17 protein-coding genes are annotated in these 25,769 nt (G+C 59.1%); 3 read left to right on the top strand and 14 right to left on the bottom strand.

The window, feature by feature from the left end; all coding sequences use genetic code 11:
• Nucleotides 1-17 precede the first annotated feature (17 nt).
• The gene (locus ACZRMS_RS15520; protein WP_463995951.1) at nucleotides 18-1,523 is read left to right on the top strand and encodes a M91 family zinc metallopeptidase; all 1,506 of its coding nucleotides are present in this window, start codon (nucleotides 18-20) and stop codon (nucleotides 1,521-1,523) included.
• On the opposite strand, the gene astE is transcribed toward ACZRMS_RS15520, so the two are convergent.
• The 7 genes from astE to ACZRMS_RS15555 form a co-directional block, all read right to left on the bottom strand.
• Nucleotides 1,508-2,530 (bottom strand): succinylglutamate desuccinylase, encoded by a 1,023-nt coding sequence (gene astE, locus ACZRMS_RS15525; protein ID WP_463995952.1) that lies wholly within the window; start codon nucleotides 2,528-2,530, stop codon nucleotides 1,508-1,510. The two genes, ACZRMS_RS15520 and astE, sit on opposite strands and share 16 nt — an antisense overlap.
• 13 nt (nucleotides 2,531-2,543) lie before the next feature.
• Nucleotides 2,544-2,840 carry a topoisomerase II gene (locus ACZRMS_RS15530; RefSeq protein ID WP_463995953.1) on the bottom strand — a complete coding sequence of 99 codons (297 nt, stop codon included), beginning with the start codon at nucleotides 2,838-2,840 and terminating at the stop codon, nucleotides 2,544-2,546.
• Between the two features lie 66 nt (nucleotides 2,841-2,906).
• Entirely contained in the window at nucleotides 2,907-4,253 is a 1,347-nt protein-coding gene (gene astB / locus ACZRMS_RS15535; RefSeq protein WP_463995954.1) for an N-succinylarginine dihydrolase, read from the bottom strand.
• Between the two features lie 157 nt (nucleotides 4,254-4,410).
• Nucleotides 4,411-5,880: a succinylglutamate-semialdehyde dehydrogenase gene (gene astD, locus ACZRMS_RS15540; protein ID WP_463995994.1), complete on the bottom strand. Its 1,470-nt coding sequence runs from the start codon at nucleotides 5,878-5,880 to the stop codon at nucleotides 4,411-4,413.
• Nucleotides 5,877-6,914 (bottom strand): arginine N-succinyltransferase, encoded by a 1,038-nt coding sequence (gene astA, locus ACZRMS_RS15545; protein WP_463995955.1) that lies wholly within the window; start codon nucleotides 6,912-6,914, stop codon nucleotides 5,877-5,879. The genes astD and astA overlap by 4 nt, the downstream gene beginning before the upstream one ends.
• Before the next feature lie 55 nt (nucleotides 6,915-6,969).
• Nucleotides 6,970-7,989, bottom strand: a complete 1,020-nt coding sequence (gene aruF, locus ACZRMS_RS15550) for an arginine/ornithine succinyltransferase subunit alpha (RefSeq protein ID WP_463995956.1) — start codon at nucleotides 7,987-7,989, stop codon at nucleotides 6,970-6,972.
• Between the two features lie 107 nt (nucleotides 7,990-8,096).
• Complete coding sequence (locus ACZRMS_RS15555; RefSeq protein ID WP_463995957.1) at nucleotides 8,097-9,317, bottom strand: aspartate aminotransferase family protein; 1,221 nt, start codon at nucleotides 9,315-9,317, stop codon at nucleotides 8,097-8,099.
• Between the two features lie 394 nt (nucleotides 9,318-9,711).
• Between ACZRMS_RS15555 and ACZRMS_RS15560 the strand changes: the two genes are divergently transcribed.
• Complete coding sequence (locus ACZRMS_RS15560; RefSeq protein WP_463995958.1) at nucleotides 9,712-13,758, top strand: dermonecrotic toxin domain-containing protein; 4,047 nt, start codon at nucleotides 9,712-9,714, stop codon at nucleotides 13,756-13,758.
• Between the two features lie 189 nt (nucleotides 13,759-13,947).
• Nucleotides 13,948-17,991 carry a dermonecrotic toxin domain-containing protein gene (locus tag ACZRMS_RS15565; protein WP_463995959.1) on the top strand — a complete coding sequence of 1,348 codons (4,044 nt, stop codon included), beginning with the start codon at nucleotides 13,948-13,950 and terminating at the stop codon, nucleotides 17,989-17,991.
• A gap of 3 nt (nucleotides 17,992-17,994) precedes the next feature.
• Here ACZRMS_RS15565 and argR read toward each other — a convergent pair whose 3' ends face one another.
• The 7 genes from argR to acs all read right to left on the bottom strand — a co-directional run bounded on the left by argR (nucleotide 17,995) and on the right by acs (nucleotide 25,699).
• Nucleotides 17,995-18,975: a transcriptional regulator ArgR gene (gene argR, locus ACZRMS_RS15570; protein WP_463995960.1), complete on the bottom strand. Its 981-nt coding sequence runs from the start codon at nucleotides 18,973-18,975 to the stop codon at nucleotides 17,995-17,997.
• 123 nt (nucleotides 18,976-19,098) lie between these two features.
• On the bottom strand, nucleotides 19,099-19,863 hold the full coding sequence (locus ACZRMS_RS15575) for an ABC transporter ATP-binding protein (RefSeq protein ID WP_019823425.1): 765 nt from the start codon (nucleotides 19,861-19,863) through the stop codon (nucleotides 19,099-19,101).
• Nucleotides 19,864-19,886: 23 nt separating this feature from the next.
• Nucleotides 19,887-20,999 (bottom strand): succinylglutamate desuccinylase/aspartoacylase family protein, encoded by a 1,113-nt coding sequence (locus ACZRMS_RS15580; RefSeq protein ID WP_463995961.1) that lies wholly within the window; start codon nucleotides 20,997-20,999, stop codon nucleotides 19,887-19,889.
• A gap of 3 nt (nucleotides 21,000-21,002) precedes the next feature.
• Complete coding sequence (locus ACZRMS_RS15585; protein ID WP_463995962.1) at nucleotides 21,003-21,701, bottom strand: ABC transporter permease; 699 nt, start codon at nucleotides 21,699-21,701, stop codon at nucleotides 21,003-21,005.
• Nucleotides 21,698-22,387: an ABC transporter permease gene (locus ACZRMS_RS15590; protein ID WP_463995963.1), complete on the bottom strand. Its 690-nt coding sequence runs from the start codon at nucleotides 22,385-22,387 to the stop codon at nucleotides 21,698-21,700. Before ACZRMS_RS15590 ends, ACZRMS_RS15585 begins: the two co-directional genes overlap by 4 nt.
• A 91-nt stretch (nucleotides 22,388-22,478) precedes the next feature.
• Nucleotides 22,479-23,252: an ABC transporter substrate-binding protein gene (locus ACZRMS_RS15595; protein ID WP_463995964.1), complete on the bottom strand. Its 774-nt coding sequence runs from the start codon at nucleotides 23,250-23,252 to the stop codon at nucleotides 22,479-22,481.
• 491 nt (nucleotides 23,253-23,743) lie between these two features.
• Nucleotides 23,744-25,699 carry an acetate--CoA ligase gene (gene acs / locus ACZRMS_RS15600; protein WP_463995965.1) on the bottom strand — a complete coding sequence of 652 codons (1,956 nt, stop codon included), beginning with the start codon at nucleotides 25,697-25,699 and terminating at the stop codon, nucleotides 23,744-23,746.
• Nucleotides 25,700-25,769: the final 70 nt, after the last annotated feature.

The following is a 25,769-nucleotide window of genomic DNA, read 5'->3' on the forward strand; positions in this document are numbered from 1 at the left end:
GCTTCGGAGTCTCATTTATGTGCCCCACCCCACCGTCAGTGACAACTGGCACTCAGCCTGCACACCATCAATTCGAGTTTGACGGCGGCGCCAAAGCCTCGCCCGAAAGAACCCAACAAACGGTTTCGCACCCCCTGCCTCACGCGACAGAAACCACCACACACAGCGTTCTTCATATCGGCGACAACGCCACAATAGTGCGCCTCGTTACTGAAGGATCCCTTTACCCCCACCCCATTGATCGCCTGGTGTTCCGTGCTTTAGCTGCGCGAGCGTCCATCTGCATTACCAAGGCCGACAACGATGCACTTTTGATCGACCTGAACCACGAGCGCTATCGAATAAAACCTGCCAGCCCCCAACAAATCATCGAAATCCACACCTCGCACGGCAACGATACGGTTTACATCGCCGACACCATCAAAAACCCATTCCATATCGAAACCGGCCCCGGCAATGACACTGTCGTCACCAGCAGCGGGCACGCCACCGTATTGACCGGCACTGGCGATGACATGGTGATGACGCGCGAAGGCACAATCTATGTAGACACCGGGGACGGCAATGACATTGTCAATGCCAATGGCTCAGGCACAACGGTTGCCTATACGGGCAAAGGCACAGACTTCTTTCGTGGAGGGGCGGGAACGTCCTTTGTAGACGCTGGCGAAGATGACGACATCGCCGTCGGAGGCCAGGGCCACAGTATTTTATGCGGTAGCGATGGTGACGACCTGATCACCGCAGGTGCTGGCTCCAGTGTGATCTACACCGGCCTGGGCCGGGACATGCTTAATGAAATCAAGAATAAGGACAAGGTATTCACCGAGAGTGATCCCACCTACATTTCTGAAGGCACAATCGTCCCGCGCAAAGCGGTCGAAAACACCCCGGGCCGTTTCGGCGCAAACACATTTAAGGTCACCTCCGAACCTCTGTCCGAGTCGGGGCTGGTTATTTATGGCAGCGAAGAATTCACCAAACGGGTCCAGGATGACCTGAAGCTGTTACTTAGCTCTGGCAACGGAAGCCAACTACTCAGAGAGCTGACAAAAAGCATTCGCAAGAGCCGAAAAGCCATCACCATCGTCGAACTCAAGCATGTGGAAAACGGCCTTTACATCCCGGGCAGGGGTGATGGCAGGTCCCGTGTTCAAGCCGGCAAGCACGGGCTGCCGGATTTCGGAGGAACGGTGTATTACAACCCGACCTATTCAATGCCGGGCTCAATACCGCTTATTGGCCTCTACCACGAGCTTTGCCACGCGTATAACTGCGTCACAGGCACGCAATTCCCAGGCACAAGCCCAGACGGGCATCTAGGCACCAAGCAACCCCCGCTGGTAAATAATGCGGAGCTGCAGGCCGTGGGCTTGCCTTGCAACATTGAACCCTTTGACTTTGATAACGATCCCGCCACCCCGGCCCGCACGACAAACCCCGTGCCCTATAGCGAAAACGGCATGCGCGAGGAGCTGGGGCTGCCCCTGCGCAAAACCTATATCCACTACGTGGGTGACTGACTCGCCTGATTGAGGGTAGCCGGCTCGATAATCATCCCGGCCCGCAAGCCATTCTTCACCTTCGGGTTGGGAAAGATGATCCGCGCGCCCTCTTCTTCGATCACCCAGCGGGTCTTGCCCGTGTCCTGCGCCAGCAAATAGCCCTTGGGCAACTCGCAGAAGTTTTCTACATCTGCGGGCAAGTGCAGGATGAATGCATCGCTGTGCTTGATCACTTCACGGGCCACGCTGAACAGCTGCAAGCCGTCCAGCGATGCTTGGGCCAGTGGCGACTCGGTACCTTCGATGATCTGCTGCAAGCGCAGCTCAAGGCGCCCGACATTGACCCCGCCGTTATGCCCAAAAGGCCGGGCCTTGCCCAGCTCCAGGGTGAATGCCTCGGCGCCCAGCTTGTCGTAGGTATAGGCACTGAAAACGATCGACGGTTTGTTTTGCAACAGCACCGCTTCCATCCCGGCAGCACGCAGGCGGGCCAGTTCGTCACGGGAATGGGCCCGCCCCTCTTTATACGGATACAGCGCGAACTGCTCGATCTTCGAACCGCGAATTGCCGTGTGCAAATCGTAGTGAAGACGGGTGCGCTCAGGCGGGCTGAAAAAAGTTTCAGCCAGATGTTCAAGCTCGCATGCGCGCAAGGCTTCAGGGCCACTGCTGCTTTCGTGGCGACCGTTGAACAACCGGTTGAGGTCCTCTTCGACAAATCGTGCCCCGGTGCGCATGGCGCCCGGGTTGCCGAACAGGAACAGAATACGTGCACGGGGTTTGATTTCTCCCCGTGCAATGGCCTGCAACAGGCGATCAAGCAACTCGATCGGCGCTGTTTCGTTGCCGTGGATGCCGGCTGACAACAACAGATCCAGGCCGTTGTCGCGAACCTCGGGCGGGCGCACTTCAAGCGCGCCTTCGGTCAGCCAGCGCATCCGCACGCCGTCGACAGTCAGTTGAGTTTTCTCGGCCGGTTCACGTCCGGCCAAGGTCAGTTCAAGCAGTTTGCCGAGAGCGAGCATAGTGCATCCTTAATCAGTGGTTGCAGTCTGGGCCGTGCACATGACCGTCTTCACCATCTTCGTCATCGCTCAGTTCAGCCGGTTCCATTTCCAGTTGCAGGCTGACAAGGTTAGTCGCTAATGGACGCAGCAGCAGGTTGGCGTATTCGGCATCGCCTTCTTCAACGTCAACACCGATCAGCAGCTGGCCACGGCCGTCTTGCTGGATCCACAACTCTTTGCCCTGCCACATGACGGCGACGCGGGTGCAGCTGGTTTCCAGCTGGGTGCCGTCGGTATCTTCAAGAATCAGCTTCAGGGTATCGGTCATTATTTCGCTCTCATTGGGAGGTAAGGTGCGTGCCCGGCGCTAATAATCGCTCAGGCACGCAACTGTTCAATTGATCTGGAAGGGGTAAACCGCGCCCAGTTTAAGGATTTGCGTCAGCTCATCCAATGCCGTACGGCATTCAAGCAACAATTGCGGGTCGGCCAGGTCGCTTTCGCGCAGGGCATCGCGGTAGTGCTTGTTTACCCACTGGGTCAGCGTGTCATACAACGGAGCGGTCATGATAACCCCCGGATTGACTGCCGCCAGCTCGGTTTCATTGAGTGCGACCCGCAACCGCAGGCATGCCGGACCACCGCCGTTCTGCATGCTCTGCTTGAGGTCGAACACCTTGACCTCACGAATCGGTCCGCCAGCGGCCGTCAACCCTTGCAGATACTGCCAGACGCGCGGGTTGGCGCGACACTCTTCGGGCACGATCAACAACATCGAACCGTCTGCACGGCTGAGTAGCTGGCTGTTGAACAGGTACGAACGCACCGCGTCTTCCACGGCCACCTGATCGCGCGGCACGCTGATCGACTGGAAGTTGCCACCGCGCGCGGCCAGCTTGCCATGCAGTTCGCCCAGCATCTGCTCGGTATTGAGGAACGCATCCTGGTGATGGAACAGCAGCTCGCCATTGCCCACTGCGATCACATCGTTATGGAACACACCCTGGTCGATCACGGACGGGTTTTGCTGGGCAAACACCACGCCCTCTTCGCTCAAACCATGCAAACGGGCCACCGCCTGGGAGGCTTCGAGTGTCTGGCGGGCCGGATATTTTTGCGGTGCCGGGTAGCGGCTGTCGAACGCGCTGCGCCCGAACACAAAGAACTCCACACCCGCCTCACCGTATTCGCGGCAAAAACGCGTGTGGTTCGCTGCGCCTTCATCGCCAAATTGCGCCACAGCCGGCAACGCCGCGTGATGCGCAAAGTGCTGCTGATCGGCGAACATCGCGCCCAGCACACGACTGGTGGTCGGATGCTCGATGCTGCGGTGGAATTTGCAGTTGAGATTGGCCGCCGTGAAATGCACGCGCCCGTCTGCGGTATCCGCACTCGGGCTGACAGTGGCCGCGTTGGCCACCCACATGCTCGATGCCGAGCAGCTGGCAACCAGCAATGGCATGGCTTCTTTGGCGGCGCGCTCAATGACCTGAGCGTCAGTGCCGGCAAAACCCAGACTGCGTAAAGCCGCGACGTCCGGGCGCTCTTGCGGGGCCAGCACGCCCTGGACAAAACCCATGTCCATCAGCGCTTTCATTTTTTCCAGGCCTTGCAGCGCGGCTTCCTTGGGGTTGGAAGCCTGCTGGCTGTTGCTCTGGGAAGCGACGTTGCCAAACGACAAACCGCCGTAGTTATGGGTCGGCCCCACTAAACCGTCAAAATTGACTTCAAAGGACTTCATCGGTGAGGCTCCAGCAAACGGTGTATGGCTAAAGGTCTTACTGTTCCCCCCCTGTGGGAGCGGGCTTGCTCGCGATGCTGGCGACGCGGCGCTGTTGTCAGGCCGCGCTGATGCTATCGCGAGCAAGCCCGCTCCCACAAAGGGATGGGGCCAGGCGTTACGACAAGCGCACGCCCGGGGTCAGCGCCGCAGGCAACGCCAGCGTCGGCGTTTCCAGGGATGCCACCGGGTACGCGCAATAATCCGCCGCGTAATAGGCACTGGCGCGATGGTTGCCCGACGCTCCGACACCGCCAAACGGGGCGCTGCTCGCCGCGCCCGTCAACTGCTTGTTCCAGTTCACGATCCCGGCACGGCTTTCAAGCCAGAACTGCTGGTAACGCTCTTCGGAGTCTGACAACAAACCTGCCGCCAAACCGAACGCCGTGTTGTTGGCCTCGGCAATCGCCGCGTCGAAATCGGCGTAGCGAATCACTTGCAGCAGCGGCCCGAACAGTTCTTCGTCCGACCGGTCACTGACTTCCGTCACATCGATAATGCCTGGCGTCAGCAAGGCTGCGTTGCTGTCCGGCCGGGTCATTTCCAGCAAGGCAACAGCGCCCGAACCCAGCAACACTTCCTGGGCATCCATCAGGGCCTGAGCAGCGCCAAGGGAAATTACCGAACCCATGAAGGGCGCAGGCTGGCGGTCAAAGGCGCCGACTTCGATGTTCTGGCTGACTTCAACCAGACGGTTCAGCAGGGTATCGCCCCATGCCCCTTGCGGGACCAGCAGGCGCCGGGCGCAGGTGCAGCGTTGGCCGGCAGAGATAAACGCCGACTGGATAATGGTGTAGACCGCAGCGTCCAGATCGGCCACCTGGTCAACCACCAGCGGGTTGTTGCCGCCCATTTCCAGGGCCAGAATTTTGTCCGGACGCCCGGCGAACTGCTGATGCAGGGCATTGCCGGTACGGCTCGAGCCGGTGAAAAACAAACCGTCGATGCCGGTATGCGCCGCCAGCGCAATACCGGTTTCCCGCGCGCCTTGCAGCAGGTTCAACACGCCCGCGGGCAGGCCTGCTTCGATCCAGCACTTAACCGTCAGCTCAGCGACTTTGGGGGTCAGTTCACTTGGTTTGAACACCACGGTGTTACCGGCCAGCAAGGCCGGAACGATATGCCCGTTGGGCAAATGGCCCGGGAAGTTGTACGGGCCGAACACGGCCACTACACCGTGTGGCTTGTGGCGCAAAACGGCCGTGGCATCACCCAGCGGGCCGCTTTTTTCACCCGTGCGCTCGCGGTAGCTTTGTACCGAGATCGCCACTTTGTTGATCATGCTGGTGACTTCGGTGGCCGACTCCCACAGGGGTTTGCCGGTTTCTTCACCGATGCAGCGCGACAGTTCGTCGGCGTGGCTTTTAAGGCTGGCGGCGAATGCTTCAAGCACGCTCAGGCGCTCTTCAAAAGAACGCCTGGCCCAGGCCGCAAAAGCCTGACGCGCTGCCTTGACGGCGGCATCCACTTGCCCTGCATTGGCACCATTGCCGGCCCACAGCACTTGCTGGGTCACCGGGTTCAGCGATTCAAAGGCTTCGCCCTGCCCGTTCTGCCAGGCGCCTGCGATGTACAACGTGCTCATTATTTCGACTCCCGTGGGGCTACTGGCTGGGCAGACAACGTCACCGCTCGCACTTGATCACCTGCGGTCAGTTGCAGGCGTTTGGCGGTCAGCGGGTCGACCACCAGGGTGCCGGCTGCCAGGCGCGCAGGTGCGGCGGTGATGCGGCAATCTTCGCGTTTACGGTTGTGGATCAGGTACGGCGTGGCGTCGTCACCCGGGGTACCGATGGCCAGCACCAGCGATTCGCTTTCGCGTATGGCGCGGATTTTGCTGGTTTCGCACTCCACTGCCGGGCCTGCGTCAAAAATATCAACGTAGCCCTGGTAGCTGAAACCTTCGCTTTTAAGCATGTTCAAGGCCGGTTCGGTGTGGGTATGCACCTTGCCGATCACCCCGCGGGCGTCTTCGGACAAGAAGCAGGTGTACACAGGAAACTTGGGCATCAATTCGGCAATAAAAGCCTTGTTGCCCACGCCGGTCAGGTAGTCCGCCTGGCTGAATTCCATTTTGAAGAAGTGCCGGCCCAGGCTTTCCCAGAATGGCGAGCGCCCGGCTTCATCGGACATGCCGCGCATTTCGGCAATGATCTTGTTGCCGAACAGATCCGGGAATTCCGCGATAAACAGCATCCGCGCCTTGGCCAGCATGCGGCCGTTGAGGCCGGTGCGGGAGTCGGCGCTAAGAAACAGGGAGCACAGTTCCGAGTTGCCGGTCAGGTCGTTGGCCAAAAACAGGGTCGGGATTTCGCGATAGATATTCAGCTCCTGGGAGGCGCTGACGGTCAGGCCCACCCGGAAGTTGTACCAGGGCTCGCGCAGGCCCACAGCGCCGGCAATGGCGGAAATCCCCACCACCTTGCCTTCGTCGTTTTCGAGCACAAACAGGTAGTCCGCATCACCGCGCTCGGCTTCGCCACGGAAGGTTTTTTCAGCCCAGGTGACACGATGCAGCAGGCGCTCCTCGTTGGCCGGCAAGGTGGTCAGGCCGGTGCCGGTGCTGCGTGCCAGCTCAATCAGGGCCGGTAAATCGCTGTTGCGTACAGGACGAACGATCATGCTATCTCCTCAGACAGGGCTCGCTGACGAACCCCGCGAAACTCGCTCAAACGCGTTAAACCGCCACGACTCGTACGCTGGCACCTTCGCCAACGCCAAGTGCTTCGGCCGCTTCCAGATCCAGCGTGACCGGCTTGCCAGGCGCCCAGTCAAGCTCCAGCAAAACGGCGCGGTAGTCCTGCAACTGGGCATTGGCCACCAGGTACTGGCGACCGCCGCCCTTGCTCGGTTCACCGATCTTGACCGGCACCACGCGGCTTTGGGCGATTGAGCGAATACCCGAAACCCGTGCATGCAGGGTCGGGCCGCCGTCGAAAATATCGATGTAATGATCGGTCTCGAAGCCTTCGCGCATCAGGATGTCGAAGGTGATCTGCGCCCGCGGGTGAACCTGCCCCATGGCTTCCTGGGCAGTGTCGGGCAGCAGCGGCACGTAAATCGGGTAATGCGGCATCAGCTCGGCGAGGAAGGTGCGGCTTTTGAGCCCGCACAGACGCTCGGCGGCGGCGTAGTTCAAGTCGAAGAAGTTGCGGCCAATGGCGTCCCAGAACGGCGAGTCGCCATTTTCATCGCTGTAACCGACGATCTCGGTCACTACCGAATCGGCAAAGCGTTCCGGGTGGTTGGCCACAAATAACAGGCGGCCACGGGAGTTGAGTTCCGACCAGGTCGAACCCACCAGTTCCGGGACCACATAAAAACTGGTCAGCAGGCTGTTACCGGTCAGGTCATGGCACTGCGACAGAACATGGATCTTGTTGTGGATCTTCAGCTCGCGGGAGGCATGCACGAAGGTTTCGTTTCGGAAGCTGTAAAACGGCTCCGAGTAACCGGCCGAGGCCACGATCGCCGAGCAGCCCACCAGCTTGCCGGTGGCTGTGTCTTCAAGGACGAAGAAGTAGCTCTCTTCGCCGTTGAAGCTGACTTCGGCGGCAAACGAGGTTTCGGACGCGGCGATCTTGTCGCGCAGGCGTTCGATATCGTCCGGCAATGAAGTGACACCAATCGGGCTGTCCGCAGCCAGACGCTGTACCTCGCCCAGATCAGCCATTTGCGCGGGGCGCATCACCAGCATGGTGTCACTCCTTAATCCTTGAACTACATAGAGGGTGTGGGAGCGGGCGTGCCCGCTCCCACATTAATTCGGTTCGACGCCTGACAACTCAGGCGTCGAGGTCACACTCAGGCTTGGGTCAGCGTTTTAACCGCGCGTTCGAAGCGGTTCAGGCCTTCTTCGATATCGGCTGTTTCTACGACCAGGCTCGGAGCAAAACGCACCACGTCAGGGCCCGCCTGCAGAATCATCAGGTTTTCTTTTTCTGCGGCGTTGAAAATGTCTTTGGCACGGCCTTTCCAGGCATCGCTCAGCACACAACCGATCAACAGGCCCATGCCGCGTACTTCAGTAAACAGGCCGTATTGCTGGCCGATTTGCTCAAGACGGGTTTTGAACTGATCGTGCTTGGTTTTCACGCCAGCCAGCACCTGCGGGGTGTTGATGACATCAATCACGGCATTGCCGACAGCACACGCCAGCGGGTTGCCGCCGTATGTGGTGCCGTGGGTGCCGACAACCAGATGCTTGGCCAGCGCCTCGGTGGTCAGCATGGCTGCGATCGGGAAACCGCCGCCCAGGCTCTTGGCGCTGGTCAGGATGTCCGGGGTCACGCCGTAATGCATGTAGGCAAACAGTTCGCCGGTACGGCCCATGCCGGTTTGCACTTCGTCAAATACCAGCAGCGCATTGTGCTGGTCGCACAGGTCGCGGGCGCCTTGCAGGTAAGCCTGCTCGGCCGGCAGCACGCCGCCTTCGCCCTGAATCGGTTCCAGCACCACGGCGCAGGTCTTGTCCGAGATCGCCGCTTTCAGCGCGTCAAGATCGTTGAACGGGACATGGGTGATACCGGTGATTTTCGGACCGAAACCGTCGGAGTACTTCGACTGCCCGCCCACGTTCACGGTGAACAGGGTACGGCCGTGGAAGCTGTTGAGCGCGGCAATGATTTCGTACTTCTCGGCGCCGAAACGGTCGTGGGCGACACGACGGGCCAGCTTGAAAGCGGCCTCGTTGGCTTCGGCACCCGAGTTGCAGAAGAACACGCGCTCGGCGAAGGTCGAATCCACCAGCTTCCTGGCCAGGCGCAGCGCCGGCTCGTTGGTAAACACGTTGGACACATGCCACAGGGCATTGGCCTGCTCGGTCAATGCACCCACCAGGGCCGGATGCGCATGCCCCAACACGTTAACGGCAATGCCGCCTGCGAAGTCGATCAGTTCGCGACCCGACTGGTCCCAGACTCGGGAGCCGGCGCCGCGCACAGGAATAAAGGCTGCAGGTGCGTAGTTGGGAACCATGACCTGGTCGAAATCGGCGCGTTGCACCGGGGCTTGCTCAACGGACATCGGAGTCTCCTGGAGAGGAACGCCTGCCTAAACTGGCGAGCGATGGGGGATTGTAAGGACAGATGGGGGTCAAGCCTTGCCGCCAAGCGACAACTTCTTACAGCGCTAAACCATGATTTGCCCGGGTTTTCGGCAATGCGACATATTCCGTCACAAAGGCGCAGTTTAAACGTTGAGAGGTCTTTGCGGCAGCTTCATGACATTTTGATTGCGCCAAAACAATCAGGTTTCAGCGCTCGCCTGAGGCGCAGTATTGATCGGGTGTTAGATGTGTATTGGCCGGGCGCTGAATATTGATCCATACAGGCAGGCTTGCAGCAGGTATTTGCGCTTTTTTTCAGCCTCCGGCTAATCGATCTTGATTGTTCATTAAACAGACAATCGAGTGTTTCAAATGCCCGAACCTACCGTTCAGACACCCGCGATCGGCCTTCACACCGAGTTCATCAAGCAACGCATCCCCCAATGGTTCAAAGACGCTGCCCTGCATCGCCAGCTGGCCTTCAAACAACTTGAGCCCACTCTCCCCCAATGGCTGCATGACGCCACGGCCCAGACCCGGCACACCCTCAAACACAGCCATCAACAGCACCGACAGGCACTCAACCATACCGACCGCCTGCTAGGCCGCCTGCAGGGTCTGGACCTGTTCGCCGAGCCACTGCTCAAACAGGCGATCAAAACCGCCTTCGGTCTTGAACTGGATGTGCGCCATACCTACCTCGCCCACAAACTGGCCCGCCCTTCGCGCAACGATTTGGGCGGAGCGCTGGTGCTCGATACCACGCAAAACGGCCTCATCCCCAACTATCACGAAATCAGCTTGCTGGAGGCCGCCCTGGCCAACTTTACCGCCAGCGAAACCTCGCCCGGACGCTGCACCGATTGCCTGGCCATCGTGCCTTATCGCGACTCAATCAACCCTCTGGACATCGCCTTGCCCATCCGCCCCGAGGCCTTCGCGCGCGTGTGCCGAACCCTGGATCTGGGGCGACGCTATCAGGAACACCTCAAAGCCATACTCGAACCCGGGGAGGCCAGCAAACGCCGACAGATACGCGAAAGCTTGATCGCCAGCGATCAGAAAGCCCTGGCCCTGTGCGCCCACATCGCCTTGCTCAAGGGCGATATCCAGGCCGATACCCTCGTGTTGGTGCAAGAGGTTATCGCCGACAGGCCCCATGTTCAGTGGCATGGCAAACCCGTGCGCTACAGCCGCCTGAAAATACTCAACTGCGTGCTCAGTGGCATCCTGCTGATCAGCTGCGACCGCTCAGCCGCCACACCGGAGCGGGTGCTGATCTACATCCCCGGGGATGACACCCGGCCGCTCAAGGAGTATGCGTCGTACCGGGCGTGCATCGACGACCTGCTGCAGCGTTTGAAAAGCGCCAGGTTCCGCCAGTTTTTTGCCCGGTTTGTGGGGCTCAGCCAGCAGGGAGCGTTTTTCTCCGGGCTCAAGCACAGCTTTGACCCGCACAATCGGCTTTCCCATATCGATGACTACAGTGACACGGCCAAAGGGCTGGAGTTTGCGGACGAGTTTATCGGCGACCTGTGGCTCAACCGCTGCGATGTCCAGCTTCGAAAACTGTTCAGCGACGCCCAAACCGCTGCGGTGCCCACAGATAAGCAAGACGCACGCGAGCGGCTCAGCCGTCTGGAAGGCTTTTTCAACGCCGCCATCGATACCTTTAACGTCGCAGCGTTTTTCATTCCCGGGGTCGGGCAAATCATGCTGCTGGTGGGCTGCGCACAAATGCTCAACGACGCGTTTACCGGAATCGAAGCCTGGGAGCAGGGAGACATCGATCAGGCCTGGGGCCACCTGGCCAGTGTCGCCCTGAATGTCGGGTTTATCGCCACCTCCAGCCAGGTGCTGCCTGCAATTGAGCACAGCTCGCTGGTTGACGGTTTGCAGCCGGTGACCCTGCCCGACAGCGAAACCCGCCTTTGGAAGCCGGACTTGAGCCCCTATGAATTCGACCCAGTACCCGCCGCGTTGCAGCCCAACGATAGAGGACTGCATCAGTACAACGGCGCTGAGTGGCTGAGCGTTGAAGGCAAGACCTACCGCGTGGAGCAAGGCCCGCGCAGCCCGGGTTATCGGATCAAACACCCCGACCGGCCCCAGTTTTACGCCCCCCGGGTGCAACACAACGGCCAGGGCGCCTGGCTGATCGAAACCGAGCAGCCGCTGCAATGGAGCGACAGCCAGCTATTCAAGCGCTTGAGCCCGGTCAACGCCAGCTTCAGCGATGAAGAAGCCGCGCGCATTCTGGCCATCACCCAGACGGAGCCCGACGTACTGCGCCGCATTCACGCAGATGGCTTGCCGACACCCGCACTGCTGGCCGACACCGTGCAACGCTTCAAAATCGATCGGGACATTGAGCGTTTCATCGCGCAGATGCAAAGCCCCGACCCGGCAGAGCGGCAAAAAGCCGACCCGCAAAGCCAATTGCAACTGCTGACCAGCGATGAGTTGTGGCCCAGGAGCAAAGTCTTGCGCGTGATCGGTCACGAGGGCGAAGTCATTGCCCAATACCCCAAGGCCGAGGGGCATCTGCCGCGGATACACATTCTGGAGTCGCAACTGCAAAACGGCGACCTGCTGAGCACCGTCCTGCAAACCCTGGACGACACCGAGACCCGCCTTCTATTGGGCGAAAGCCCGGCCCCGGGCGATACGCTATCGAACCATGCCGTGAGGACAGCCCGTCTCTACAGCACGCTGGTGCGCATGGCGCAGGCAAAACGGGTCGAGCTGTTCGACTCACGCTACGACGCCGCACATATGAGCCCCAACCCACAGGTATCGCTACTGCAAGATACGTTTCCCGGGCTCACAGTAAGGTCGGCCCAGGAGCTGATCTGGCATGCCGATCTGGAAGAACTGCAGCAATTGCTCGACCACAACACCCTCGCCCCGCGCCTTCAAGAAGAGGCCAGATGGCACGTGCTGCAAACGCGGGCCAACCGTGCTTATGAAGGTTTGTTTCTGGACTCGGTGGCCAGCGCCGACAGCGAGTGGCTTGCACTGAAGACCATTGAGGCGATGCCCGGCTGGTCGGCCGACATCCGCCTGGAAGTGCGCGAAGAACACTTTGCCGGAAAACTGCTGAACAGCATCGGCAGCCAGGATGCACCGATTCGCAAAGTCCTGATCAAGACACAAAACCTCTACAGCGCCCGCGATGCCGACAACCTGCAACTGCACGGCCCGGACGACCTCTACAGCGCAGTGCTGCACGCCCTGCCTGACCGGGAGCGCAAGGCATTGGGCCTGCCCCATGTCGGCCAGGGGCAAAGCCTGAAACAGTCCGTGCGTCAGCGACCGCTATTGCCCCGCTTACCGGTACAGCTTTATCTGGATTACCCACCCGTGGCGCCCTACTTTGAATCGCCCATGCGTCTGGCCAGCGGACGAGAAAGTTATCCCTTGCTCGGCGGCGACACCCCCGGTCAAAACCTGCCATCGCTGGGGCAACTGGCGCAGCGCCTGTTTCCCGGCTTCAACCCGATAGATAAAACCCGCTTTCTTGCCACACTGCCCGAAGACCCCGTGCTCGCCCGTCAACGCCTCACCCGGTTGCGCACCGAATACCTCGAACTCAGTGATGAGCTGGAGATCTGGGCGCTGAACAGTCCGGCCAATCACCCCATAACCGGTGCGCCCTATTCACAGACCATGTTGCAGATGCAACTGCACAGCCGCCGCGAGTTTGGCGCGCTGATCAAGCGTTGCTGGCGTCGACAGACCGGCTCTGACCACTTTTACACCTACCCGCCAGGCGACAACCATGAGTTGATCTCGTCGCGCGTTCTTTTTGATTCAATGCCCACCCTCAATGCCGATTTCAGCCACGTATCCCGCCTCTCGTTAGTGGGGCTGGGCCCGGTCACCGGTCTGGAGGAATTTTTGCAACGGTTCCCCAATTTGCGACGTTTAAAACTCCAGGGCATTCAAATGGATCGCTTGCCTGAAGTGCTGGCCGCCATGCCTGGACTGTTTGAACTTAAATTGCCCAATTGCGGCATCACGCTCACACCCGATAGCGCACAAGTACTGGGCGGTTTGGAACAGTTGGGAATCATCGAACTGGATAACAACCCACTGGGCATTATCCCCGACTTCAGCAACATGCCTGATCTGGTATCGGTCTCGATGCAAAACTGCAACTTCAGCCAGTTTCCAGTCTCAATACTGACCCGCCCACACTTGCAAACCGCCGATTTCACGGACAACCCGATTGTTACGCTACCGGACGATATTTTCGAAGCGCCCACCGCTCAAACCAATCTGATTTTCATCTCCGGCACAGCACTTTCGGAACAAAGTCTGCAGCGGGTCAGAGCCTATTACCTGCAAACAGGTGTCGACCTGGGCATAGACATGCTCGACGCACAGCCACTGCCTGAAACGACGCCAGAGGAGTGACGCACTGAAATCCGCTAACGAGAAAGGAGGCTGCGATTGGGATGGATGGTTTCGCGGGGGCCAGATATGTATGGGTAACGCCCGAATTGTTGCTGGTTACGCATTGACTTCAAGCAGGTATTTGCACTTTTTTTAAGCCCGACGCTGGACGATCTTGATTGCTGATTTACAGACAATCGAGGATTTCAAATGCCTGAGCCAACCCCACTAGAACCTGCTTTGGGTCTTCACACCGAATTCATACAACAACGTATTGCCGACTGGTTCAAAGAAGCGGCGCCCCACAGACAGTCAGCGCTGCACCGCCTTAAACCGGCGCTGCCTGCCTGGTTGCGCGGCGCCACCGACGAGGCACAAACGACACTGCGCCACAGCCATCAACAACTGCGAAACGCGGTTAATCGCTCCGACCGGCTATTAGGCCCCATTCAGGATCTGCAAAGTTTCGCCGAACCGCTGCTCAAGCAAGCGATCAAAAACACGTTCGGGGTAGAGCTGGATGTCAAAAACACCTTCTATGGACGCAAGCTGGCCAATGCTTCGCGCAGCGATCTGGGTGGCGTTCTGGTGTTCGATAGCACCCAAAACAACCTGATCCCCCGATATCGCGAAATCACCTTGCTACAAGCCGCACTCGCCAACTTCGAAGCCAGTGAAGCCATACCCGGCACCTGCCCGGACTGCCACATGCTCGTGCCTTTTCAAGACGCCATCTGGCCCGCTGAAATCGCATTACCGATACCCCCCGACGCTTTTGCCCAACTGTGCCGTACCCTGAACCTGGGGCGACGCTATCAGGAGCACCTCAACAGCGTTCTCGAGCCCGGCGATGCCGTCAAACGGGCCAACGTACGTGAAAGCCTGATCCAGAGCGACCAGAAAGCCCTGGCCCTGAGTGCTCATACCGCACAGCTCAAAGGCGACATCAAACCCGACACCCACGCCATGGTGCTGCGGGTGATTGCCAATCCGGGCGCTGTGCACTGGTATGGCAAGCCCGTGCGCTACAGCCGCCTGAAAATTTTCAACCGGGTGATCAGCGGGATTTTACTGATCAGCCCTGACCGTGAAAGCCCCACCACAGAACGGGTGCTGCTCTACATCCCCGGTGACGATACCCAACCGCTCAAGGAGTACGACTCCTACCGCCAGTGTGTGGATGAACTGCTCGAACGCCTGAAGCGGGCCCGCTATCGCCAGTTTTTCGCCCAGTTTGTCGGACTCAGCCAGCAAGGGCTGTTCTTTCACCGACTCAAGCGCAGCTTTGACCCCCACAACCGGCTTGCGCACTCGGATGACTACACCGGCACCGCCAAAGGGCTGGAGTTTGCGGACGAATTTATCAGCGACCTGTGGGTCAATCGCTGCGAGGTGCACATTCGCAAGATACTCAGTGATGCACAGACCGCCGCAGTTCCCACCGACATCGAAGATCAGCACACACGTCTGGCGCGGCTCGAAGGTTTTTTTGAGGCATCGATCGACACCTTCAATTTCGCCGCACTGCTGATCCCGGGTATTGGCGAAATCATGATGCTGGTGGGCTGCGCGCAAATGCTCAATGAAGTATTCAGCGGTATCGAGGCCTGGGAACAAGACGAGATAGATCAAGCGTGGAGGCATTTGGCGGGTGTGGCGTTGAATCTGGGTTTGATCGGCGTTTCGAGCCACGTGATTCCCGCAGTGCAAAATTCTGCATTTGTTGACGGTTTGCAACCCGTCACCTTGCCCGACAGCCAAACCCGCCTCTGGAAGCCGGACCTGCAACCCTATGTGCATGGCGACACGCTCCCCGACACCCTTGAGCCCAATGACATGGGGTTGCATCAGCATAAGGATGCCGAGTTATTGCTGATCGAACGCCAGCCCTATCGCGTGGAAAAGGACCCTCGCAGCCAGCAGTACCGGATCAAGCACCCGACACGGGCCAACCGCTATTCACCGCGCTTGCGGCACAACGCAATGGGGGCCTGGACGGTGGAAACCGAATCGCCGCTGCAATGGCCCGATGTTGAGCTGTTCAGGCGCCTGGGCCCGTCCTGCGCCGCATTTACCGATGAACAGGCCTCACGCATTCTGGCCATTACCCACACAGATCCTGCTGTACTGCGCCGAATTCACGCCGACGCCTTGCCAGCCCCGGCCCAACTGGCCGACACCGTGCAGCGCTTCAAGATCGACCACGACATCGAGGGTTTTATCACCCACATGCAAACCCCGGCCCTGCGCTTCAAGGCCGACCCGCAAACCCAGTTGCAATTGCTCACCACCAGCGAGCGCTGGCCCGCCAGCAAAGGCTTGCGGGTGCTGGACGAACAGGGCGAGGTGATTGCGCAATACGGCAACACTGACGACAACATCACGCGCCTGGACATCCAGGATTCGCACATCAAGGAGGGCAAATTACTGGATGAAGTTCTACGCAACCTCGACGACGTCCAAACCCGGGCCCTGCTGGGGCAAAGCCCGGCGTTTGGCGATGAGCTGCCTAACCTGCAGATCAGGATCGACACGCTGTACGGGGTTCTGGCGCGCATGGCCCGCAGCAAGCGTTTTGAGCTGTTCAATTCCCGCTACGCCACCCTTGAACTGCGCGCCAATCCCCCAGTAGCCCTGCTGCAGCGCGAGTTCCCCGGGCTGTCGAGCACAGCGGCTCAAGAGCTGATCTGGCATGCCAGTGGCGACGAAGTGTTGCAATTGCTCAATGACCAAACCGTCCCTCTGCGCCTTCAAGAAGAGGCTCGCTGGCAGGAGCGGGAAACCCGGGTCAACCGCGCCTACGAAGGCCTGTTCCTGGACTCGGTAAACAACCCCGACAGCGAATGGCTGGCCCTCAAAACCATTGAAACCCTGCCTGGCTGGCCCAAAACCCTGCGCCTGGAAATCCGCGATGCCCACTTTGATGGCACCTTGCTCAATAGCCTGGGCAGCGAGACGGCGCCGGTGCGCAAGGTCCTGATCAAATCAGAGCACCGCTACAGCACCCGCGATACACAGGGCCAGGAGTTGCACGGCGCGGACGATCTCTACAGCGCATTGCTGCACGCGCTACCGGACCAGGAGCGCAATGCGCTGGGGTTCCCTCACGTCGGCCAAGGCGCCGCGCTCAAAGACCGGGTGCGCCAGCATCCGTTATTGCCGCGCCTGTCCGTGAGCCTGTATCTGGATCAGCCGCCGGTCGCACAGGGCTTCACGTCGCCGATGGCGCTGGTGCATGGGCGGGCCGGTTACCCATTACTGGGTGCCGATGCACCAACGCCACGCCCCGCATCCATTGACACGCTGGTGTATCAGCTCTATCCCGGCCTCAGCACTCGGGAAAGGGCACGCATTATTGCAACCCTGCCCCAGGGCGGCGTACTGGCTCGGCGCGCACTTGCAGACCGGCAGAGCGAACTGCTTGGGTTGCGTGATGAGCTGGAGGTGTGGACCCTCAATGCGCCTGCCGTAAGCCAAAGCACAGGCGAGTTACTGCGGCCGAATCTACGGGTAGCGCGTGTTCAGGACAGGCGCGCCTTCAGTCAAGAACTTGAGCGCTGCTGGCGTCGGCAAACGGCCTTCGACAACTTTTACGCCGACCCTGATCGTGATGGTTTTGAGCTGACATTTACGCGAACGATATTGGAAGACATGCCCCCCATCACGGCCGACTTCAGCCATGTCACGTATTTGTCGTTATATGGAGCCCAGGCAGTGACAGGGGTTAACGAGTTTTTGCAGCACTTCCCCAAGCTACGGGTTCTGGACCTTAGAGGCTTTGCCCTTGACCGCTTGCCGGACGCCGTTTTCTCAATGCAGTACCTGACCCAGTTGCGCCTTGAAGACAGCAATATCACCTTGACCCCAGCCAGCGCTGCGAACCTGTCAGGGCTTGAGTATCTGGAGTACATCGACTTTGACGATAACCCGCTCAATATCACTCCAGACTTCAGCAACATGCCGAATCTAAACACGCTACACCTGAGAAACACCGAGTTGAGAGAGTTCCCTGACTCACTTCTGGGCCTGTCTGAGCTTGAGGTGATCGATTTGAGTGAAAACCTGATAAGTACCTTGCCCAGCGAGCTGTTCGAGGCGCCGGCCTACATCACCAATGCCCTTGATCTGGAAGGCAACCCTCTGTCACCCGACAGCCTGAACCGGCTGCGCGAGTACTTTAATCAGACAGGCATTGATATGAACGTCTCGTTCGACGACGTTGAACCCATCGACCTCGGTAATTCCGAGCAATAACCTTCAGCCACGCTCGGCGGGCGCCGAGGACAGCTCAAACGGGCTGCTGCTGCGGCGGTGGTTGCGGTCTTCACGGGGGGTGGCGCCGAAGAAGTTGCGATAGGCGCTGGAGAAGTGCGGCCCGGACGAGAAGCCGCACGACAAGCCGATCTGGATAATCGACTTGCTGGTCTGCATCAGCATTTGCCGGGCCTTGTTCAGGCGCAGCTCCAGGTAGTACTGGCTGGGCACCCGGTTGAGGTACTGCTTGAAGATCCGCTCCAACTGACGACGGGACACGCATACATGCTGGGCGATTTCGTCGGTGGTCAGCGGCTCCTCAATGTTGGCTTCCATCAGCAACACGGCCTGGGTCAGCTTGGGATGGCTGGAACCCAGACGGTTTTGCAGCGGAATCCGCTGGCGCTCACCGCCTTCGCGGATACGCTCCACCACCAGCTCTTCGGACACCGCACCCGCCAGCTCGGCGCCGTGGTCACGGGCCAGCACCGCGAGCAACAAATCGAGCACCGACAACCCGCCGCAGGCGCTCAGGCGATCACGGTCCCAGTCAAACAAGTGGCTGGTGGCGATCACCTTGGGGAAACGTTCGGCAAAGTCATCCTGCCAGCGCCAATGCACCGCAGCACGATACCCATCGAGCAGCCCCAGTTGCGCCAGCGGGTAGACACCGGCCGACAGCCCGCCAATCACGCACCCTGCCCGCACCAGTTGCTTGAGCGCACTGCTCAGGGCAGGAGCCAGGGTGGCCGGAGGTTCGTCCGCCAGCAAAAACAGCTTCTGGCAACCTTCAAGCTTTCCGTTCCAGGGCTCGCCGGGCAATTGCCAGGCACCTTCGAGCGGTGGCTCGGCCTGCAGGAACAACAACTCGTAGACGACTTCAGGGTGCACGCGCTGAGCAACACGCAACGCTTCCTCAGCCAGCGCCAGAGTCAAGGCTTTGGTGCTGGGCCAAATGAGGAAGCCAATTCGATGGGCGGTCATAGCGTGCTATCCGGAACGAAACGGGAATAAAAACGGGAGGAGCCGAACACTGAGCCTAGGCCAGCTTCGCGGGATGCGGAGCATGACCTATTTTGGTGCACAGCGGCAGTCTTAAAATTGCAGTTACTTCAAGCTGCCCGACAGGAATTGCTGCAACCGCTCGCACTGTGGGTTAACCAGCACTTCACGGGGATTGCCACTTTCCTCAACGATGCCTTTGTGCAGAAACACCAGCTGGTTCGACACTTCACGGGCAAAGCCCATTTCGTGAGTGACCACCACCATGGTCCGGCCTTCCAGCGCCAGGTCTTGCATCACCTTGAGCACATCGCCCACCAGCTCGGGGTCGAGGGCTGAAGTCGGCTCATCAAACAGCATGACCTCCGGCTCCATTGCCAGCGCACGGGCAATTGCCACACGCTGCTGTTCGCCGCCGGACATATGCCCCGGGTAGGCGTCCTTGCGATGGGAGACACCCACTTTGTTGAGATAATGCTCGGCTTTTTCACGGGCTTCGGATTTGGTCATCCCCAGCACATGCACCGGCGCTTCCATGATGTTTTCCAGCGCAGTCATGTGCGACCACAGGTTGAAATGCTGGAACACCATCGACAGGCGCGAACGCATGCGCTGCAACTGCTTGGGATCAGCGGCCTTGAGCGCACCATCCTTGTTGGCGATCAGCTTGAGCTCTTCGCCATTGAGCAGGATCTTGCCCGCATGCGGCTGCTCAAGCAGGTTGATGCAACGCAAGAAGGTACTTTTACCGGAACCACTGGAACCGATGATGCTGATGACATCGCCTGCCTTGGCGGCCAGAGAAACGCCTTTGAGGACTTCGTGACTGCCATAGCGTTTATGCAGGTCTTGGACTTCAAGTTTGTACATGCTGTCGGTTCTCACAAAAACAGTCAGTCGTTAAGCAAGCGCCCGTGACGCAAAGGCTCGCGCCCCGCCACTTTAGCCAGCCAGAAACCGGGTTGGGCATAGCGCAGCCGCTCAACGGCAAACAACACGCCGGATGTGCCCGCGCATACCGTACTGACCCGGTCAGATAATGGATCAATTACTTCAAACAACGGCTCGCCGGCTTCAACCCAGGCGCCCGTCGGACATAAAAAGCTCACCACACCCGCGTGCGGTGCAAATAACAATTCGGTGCCTTCAAACGGCATGCCTTCACACGCCTCATGCTGCGCTGCTGGCCAGTCGCCGCTGATCAGGCCCTGCCCGGCCAGAAACGCCAGGATGCCTTCGGCATGCATTTGCGCTTGCGGGCGCCCGGTGTCTGACTGCCCGCCCAGCTCCAGGGTGGTCGCCATGCACGCCAGGGGAATCTGCGCGTCGGCAAACTGGCGCTGCAGGCGCAACCACGGCAATGAACAGGCCTCATCGAAGGAGCTGCCGCCCGAGTCTTCGGCCAGCAAACCAACCCGCACATCAAGCTGCGCGGCCAGCGCGCGCCATTGCGGCCAATGCTGCGGCAAGGCGTACATGTGCAGTACGGCTTCGGTCTCGCAATGCAGGTCCAGCACGATATCGGCATTGCAGGCATGGCTCAGCAACACACGTTGCATGCCTTGCAACTGACTGGCCGCAGGCGGCAATTGCGACAACACATCAAGCATCGCCTGACGGATCAACCGGATATTGGCGTGCGGGTCATCACCCAAACGCCCCTCCAGCTTCGCCGCCACAGGCTCGCTCAATTCAGCGAAGTCGCGATTGAAGTTCTTGCCGCTGCCGAACTCAAAGCGCCCTTGATGGGCACCTTGCAGCAACTGCCCCAACCCCAGTGGATTGGCCACGGGCACCAGCTCAACCACACCGTTCAAGGCACCCTGCGCCTCAAGCTCGGCCAGGCGTTTTTTCAGCTCCCAGGCACAGCGCATGCCCGGCAGTTCGTCGGCATGCAGGCTGGCCTGAATGTAGGCCTTGCGCTCACCTGCGCCGAAACGAAACACCGTCAAGTGGCGTTCAGAACCCAGGCTGCTCCAGGGCAGCACGTGATCAATGCGTTCCATGGGTCAGGCCTTTCGCGGGGCCATGTAGCCCAGCCAGCGGCGCTCGGCCAGTTTGAACAGGCGCACCAGAATGAAAGTCAGGCACAGGTAGAATGCACCGGCAGTGATGTAAGCCTCGAACGGCAAGTAGTACTGGGCATTCACGGTACGCGCGGCACCGGTAATGTCGATCAGGGTCACGATGGAGGCCAGACTGGTGGTCTGCAACATCATGATCACTTCGTTGCTGTACTGCGGCAGCGCCCGGCGCATGGCCGACGGCAGCAAAATACGGCGATACATTTTGTAGCGCGACATGCCCATGGCCTTGGCTGCTTCAATCTCGCCATTAGGCGTGGCCCGCAGGCTACCGGCAATGATTTCGGCGGTGTAGGCGCTGGTGTTGATGGCAAAGGCCAGGCACGCGCAGAACGTGGCACTGGACAACAGTGGCCACAAGAAGCTGTCGCGCACGCTCTCGAACTGGGCCAGGCCGTAGTAGATCAAGAACAGCTGCACCAGCATGGGCGTGCCGCGAATCACGTACGTAAACAGCCAGGCCGGCAGGTTGACCCAGGCCTGCTTGGAGACCCGCATCAACCCCAGCGGCACTGCCGCCAGCAGGCCGAAGAACAGCGAGATGCCCAGTAATTTCACGGTTTCCAGCATGCCACTCAAGTACAGCGGCATGCTGTCCCAAATGACGTTGTAGTCGAAGATCATAGATCAGCCGCCCTTACGCCTACCGAGTAGCGCTTCTCAAGTTGTCGCAACGCCAGCAGCGAAACACTGGTCAGCACCAGGTACATCGCCGCAACGGCCAGGAAGAAGGTGAACGGCTCGCGAGTGGCATCTGCCGCCTGCTTGGCCTTGAACATCATGTCTTGCAGGCCGACCACCGAAATCAGGGCAGTGGCTTTGGTCAAGACCAGCCAGTTATTGGTAAAGCCCGGAATCGCCAGGCGAATCATCTGCGGCACCAGTACCCGGAAAAACACCTGACGGTTGCTCATGCCGTACGCCATGCCGGCTTCGGCCTGACCTTTGGGGATGGCCATAAAGGCGCCACGAAAGGTCTCGGACAGGTAGGCACCGAAAATAAAGCCCAGGGTGCCGATACCGGCCACCAGCGGGTTCAAGTCAATGTAGTCGTCGTAACCCAGAATCGGCGCCACGCGGTTGAGCAAATCCTGGCCTCCGTAAAAAATCAGCAAGATCAGCACCAGATCGGGAATCCCGCGGATTACCGTCGAATACAGATCTCCCAGCCAGGCCAGCCAGCGCACCGGCGACAAGCGTAATGAAACACCGATCAGACCTAGAACAATGGCCAGGGCCATGGACGACAAGGCGAGCTGAAGCGTCAGCCAAGCGCCATCGAGGATGACAGCCCCGTAGCCTTTCAACATGATTCAGGTCCTCAAAAATGGGGATGAAAAAATGGCGCAAACTTCAGAGATCCTGTCGCTTGCGCCATTTCGGACGTACTGCTGCGATGTATTACTGACCGTAAATATCGAAGTTGAAGTATTTGTCCTGGATTTGCTTGTACTTGCCGTTTTCACGGATAGCCGTAATAGCAGTGTTGATCTTGTCTTTCAGGGCGTCGCCCTTGCGCACGGCAATGCCTACGCCATCACCAAAGTATTTGACGTCGGTGAATGCCGGGCCCGCAAATGCGTAGCCTTTGCCCGCCGGGGTTTTCAGGAAGCCATCTTCCAGCAGGGTGGCGTCAGCAACGGTGCCATCAAGGCGACCCGCTTGCACGTCCAGGTAGATTTCGTTCTGCGAACTGTAAGGAACGACGACTGCACCTTTAGGTGCCAGCACTTCCTTGGCGAAACGGTCGTGGATCGAACCACGCTGTACGCCGATTTTCTTGCCCTTGAGCTCGTCAAGGTTGTCGCCGACCACAGTACCTTCCTTCATTACCAGGCGTGCCGGGGTGAGGTAGTACTTGTTGGTGAAATCGACAGACTTCTTGCGGTCGTCAGTGATGGACATCGAGGACAGGATCGCGTCGATCTTGCGTACTTTAAGCGCTGGGATCAGACCGTCGAACTCTTGCTCGACCCACACACACTTGACCTGCATCTGCTCGCACAGTGCGTTACCGATGTCATAGTCAAAACCCACGATACTGCCATCCGGGGCCTTGGAAGCGAACGGAGGGTACGCCGCTTCAATACCAATCTTCAGAGGTTTGTCAGCAGCAAAAGCCTGCACGGACAGCACGGACAGTGCCAGGGCGCCAAGAAGCACGAGTTTCTTCATCTTAGGACTCCATCGGTAAAGGGCAATAAATGCAGAGTGAGCCTGAGCCCAATATGCGGAGGTTAAACCGGGAATGCGGCGCCACGTCCTACTGGCGTTGCGCTGGGTTCAGCACAACAACGACGAGCGAGTGATCGGCATTCTAACGACAGGCTTCAAGCCGTTATTTCTTCAATGCGACAACTAATTACAGATGCACCGAAAAAGGCGACCCTAGGCATTGACAGCCCTTCAAATTAATGCAAGAGCAAAAGATATAAAACCTATATGAGTTGCAAATAGCGGGCCTATTATTCGCAAACCCTTCTATTCCGGCAAGTGTAGCGTTTCATCTTATTTTCTCGGAGCCCAAAAAGCGCTCTAAAACGGCGCTCTTGGTGTCGCAAAGCCCCACTTTGGCGCATCCGGTTACAAATCCGGTAACACTTCCCCCACCCACAAAAAACCCCGCCCGGCAATGCCGGGCGGGGTTCGATGACGCTCATGAAGTGTTATGCGCCCTGCATGCTCTTGTGGGTTTCGATCAGGTGCTGCACCACTCCCGGGTCGGCCAGGGTTGAGATATCACCCAAACCATCGTATTCGCCGGTAGCAATCTTGCGCAGGATACGGCGCATGATTTTGCCCGATCGGGTTTTCGGCAGGCCCGGCGCCCACTGGATGACATCCGGCGAGGCGATCGGACCGATTTCCTTGCGCACCCAGTTTTTCAACTCAAGGCGCAGCGCTTCACTTGGCTCTTCGCCACCATTGAGGGTGACGTAGACATAGATGCCTTGCCCCTTGATGTCATGCGGCACGCCCACCACTGCAGCTTCAGCGACTTTAGGATGCGCCACCATCGCGCTTTCGATTTCAGCTGTACCCATCCGGTGGCCGGACACGTTGAGCACGTCATCCACACGGCCAGTGATCCAGTAGTAACCGTCTTCGTCGCGACGTGCGCCGTCACCTGTGAAGTACATGCCGCGGAAAGTCTTGAAGTAGGTGTCGACGAACCGGTCATGATCGCCATACAAGGTACGCGCCTGCCCCGGCCACGAATCCAGAATCACCAGGTTGCCTTCGGCAGCGCCCTCTATGAGGTTGCCCAGGTTATCCACCAGTCCTGGTACCACGCCGAAAAACGGGCGGGCAGCGGAGCCCGGCTTGAGTGCGTGTGCGCCCGGCAGAGGGCTCATCATGCAAGCACCGGTCTCGGTCTGCCACCAGGTGTCCACGATCGGGCAACGCTCCTTGCCGACCGTTGTGTAGTACCAGTTCCAGGCTTCCGGGTTGATGGGCTCGCCCACCGAGCCCAGCAAGCGCAAGCTGGAGCCATCGGCATCTTTAACCGCTGCCTGACCTTCGGCCATCATGGCGCGAATGGCGGTAGGCGCGGTGTAGAGGATATTGACCTTGTGCTTGTCGACGATTTTCGACACCCGGGTGATGTCCGGATAGTTCGGCACGCCTTCAAACAACAAGGTGGTCGCGCCATTGGCCAGCGGCCCGTAAACGATATAAGTGTGACCGGTCACCCAGCCCACATCGGCCGTGCACCAGTAAACCTCGCCCGGACGGTAGTCGAACACGCGTTCGTGGGTCAGCGCCGCATACAGCAGGTAGCCGCCGGTGGTGTGCTGCACGCCCTTGGGCTTGCCGGTTGAGCCGGAGGTATAAAGGATGAACAGCGCTTCCTCGGCGCCCATTTCTTTCGGCGCGCAGTGCGTAGAAGCCACTGCCATCAGGTCGTGGTACCAGATATCACGGTGCTTGTACCAGGCGATGTCACCGCCGGTGCGCTGGAACACGATGATTTTCTGCACGCTTGAGGTATCAGGGTTGGTCAGTGCCACATCGACATTGGCCTTGAGCGGTGTGCGCTTGCCGCCACGCAGGCCTTCGTCGGCAGTGATCACCACCTTGGATTTGCAGTCGATGATCCGCCCGGCCAGCGCTTCGGGCGAGAAGCCGCCGAACACCACCGAGTGAATCGCGCCGATCCGGGTACAGGCCAGCATGGCGACCACGGCTTCAGGCACCATCGGCATATAAATAGTGACGACGTCACCACGGTGCACATCCTGACCGCGCAAGGCGTTGGCCAGCTTGCACACTTCTTCGTGCAGTTCGCGGTAGGTAATGTTGCGCTGTTCGGAAGGGTCATCCCCCTCCCAGATAATTGCTACCTGGTCGCCGCGCTCGGCAAGGTGGCGGTCCAGGCAGTTGTAGGAAACGTTGAGGGTGCCGTCCGCGAACCATTTGATGTCGACATGATGGTCGTCGAAGGAGGTCTGCTTGACGGTGGTGAAAGGCTTGATCCAGTCGAGACGCTTTGCTTGCTCGCGCCAGAAGCCATCGGGGTTGACGACGGACTGCTGGTACATCGCCTTGTAGGTCGCCTCATCGGTCAGCGTATTGGCTGCAACTTCAGGGCGTACGGGATACAGGGAAGCGGCACTCATGTTTCATACCTCAATGCTTGTAGTTGTTGTTTTATGACCCTGTTTTAGCCGGGCCAGGCCGTGAGAACCA

Source organism: Pseudomonas sp. B424 (assembly GCF_055408345.1).

Coding starts and splice junctions, on each gene's coding strand:
- ACZRMS_RS15520 (WP_463995951.1), top strand. CDS start 18: ATGTGCCCCACCCCACCGTCAGTGACAACTGGCACTCAGCCTGCACAC.
- astE (WP_463995952.1), bottom strand. CDS start 2,530: ATGCTCGCTCTCGGCAAACTGCTTGAACTGACCTTGGCCGGACGTGAA.
- ACZRMS_RS15530 (WP_463995953.1), bottom strand. CDS start 2,840: ATGACCGATACCCTGAAGCTGATTCTTGAAGATACCGACGGCACCCAG.
- astB (WP_463995954.1), bottom strand. CDS start 4,253: ATGAAGTCCTTTGAAGTCAATTTTGACGGTTTAGTGGGGCCGACCCAT.
- astA (WP_463995955.1), bottom strand. CDS start 6,914: ATGATCGTTCGTCCTGTACGCAACAGCGATTTACCGGCCCTGATTGAG.
- aruF (WP_463995956.1), bottom strand. CDS start 7,989: ATGCTGGTGATGCGCCCCGCGCAAATGGCTGATCTGGGCGAGGTACAG.
- ACZRMS_RS15555 (WP_463995957.1), bottom strand. CDS start 9,317: ATGTCCGTTGAGCAAGCCCCGGTGCAACGCGCCGATTTCGACCAGGTC.
- ACZRMS_RS15560 (WP_463995958.1), top strand. CDS start 9,712: ATGCCCGAACCTACCGTTCAGACACCCGCGATCGGCCTTCACACCGAG.
- ACZRMS_RS15565 (WP_463995959.1), top strand. CDS start 13,948: ATGCCTGAGCCAACCCCACTAGAACCTGCTTTGGGTCTTCACACCGAA.
- argR (WP_463995960.1), bottom strand. CDS start 18,975: ATGACCGCCCATCGAATTGGCTTCCTCATTTGGCCCAGCACCAAAGCC.
- ACZRMS_RS15575 (WP_019823425.1), bottom strand. CDS start 19,863: ATGTACAAACTTGAAGTCCAAGACCTGCATAAACGCTATGGCAGTCAC.
- ACZRMS_RS15580 (WP_463995961.1), bottom strand. CDS start 20,999: ATGGAACGCATTGATCACGTGCTGCCCTGGAGCAGCCTGGGTTCTGAA.
- ACZRMS_RS15585 (WP_463995962.1), bottom strand. CDS start 21,701: ATGATCTTCGACTACAACGTCATTTGGGACAGCATGCCGCTGTACTTG.
- ACZRMS_RS15590 (WP_463995963.1), bottom strand. CDS start 22,387: ATGTTGAAAGGCTACGGGGCTGTCATCCTCGATGGCGCTTGGCTGACG.
- ACZRMS_RS15595 (WP_463995964.1), bottom strand. CDS start 23,252: ATGAAGAAACTCGTGCTTCTTGGCGCCCTGGCACTGTCCGTGCTGTCC.
- acs (WP_463995965.1), bottom strand. CDS start 25,699: ATGAGTGCCGCTTCCCTGTATCCCGTACGCCCTGAAGTTGCAGCCAAT.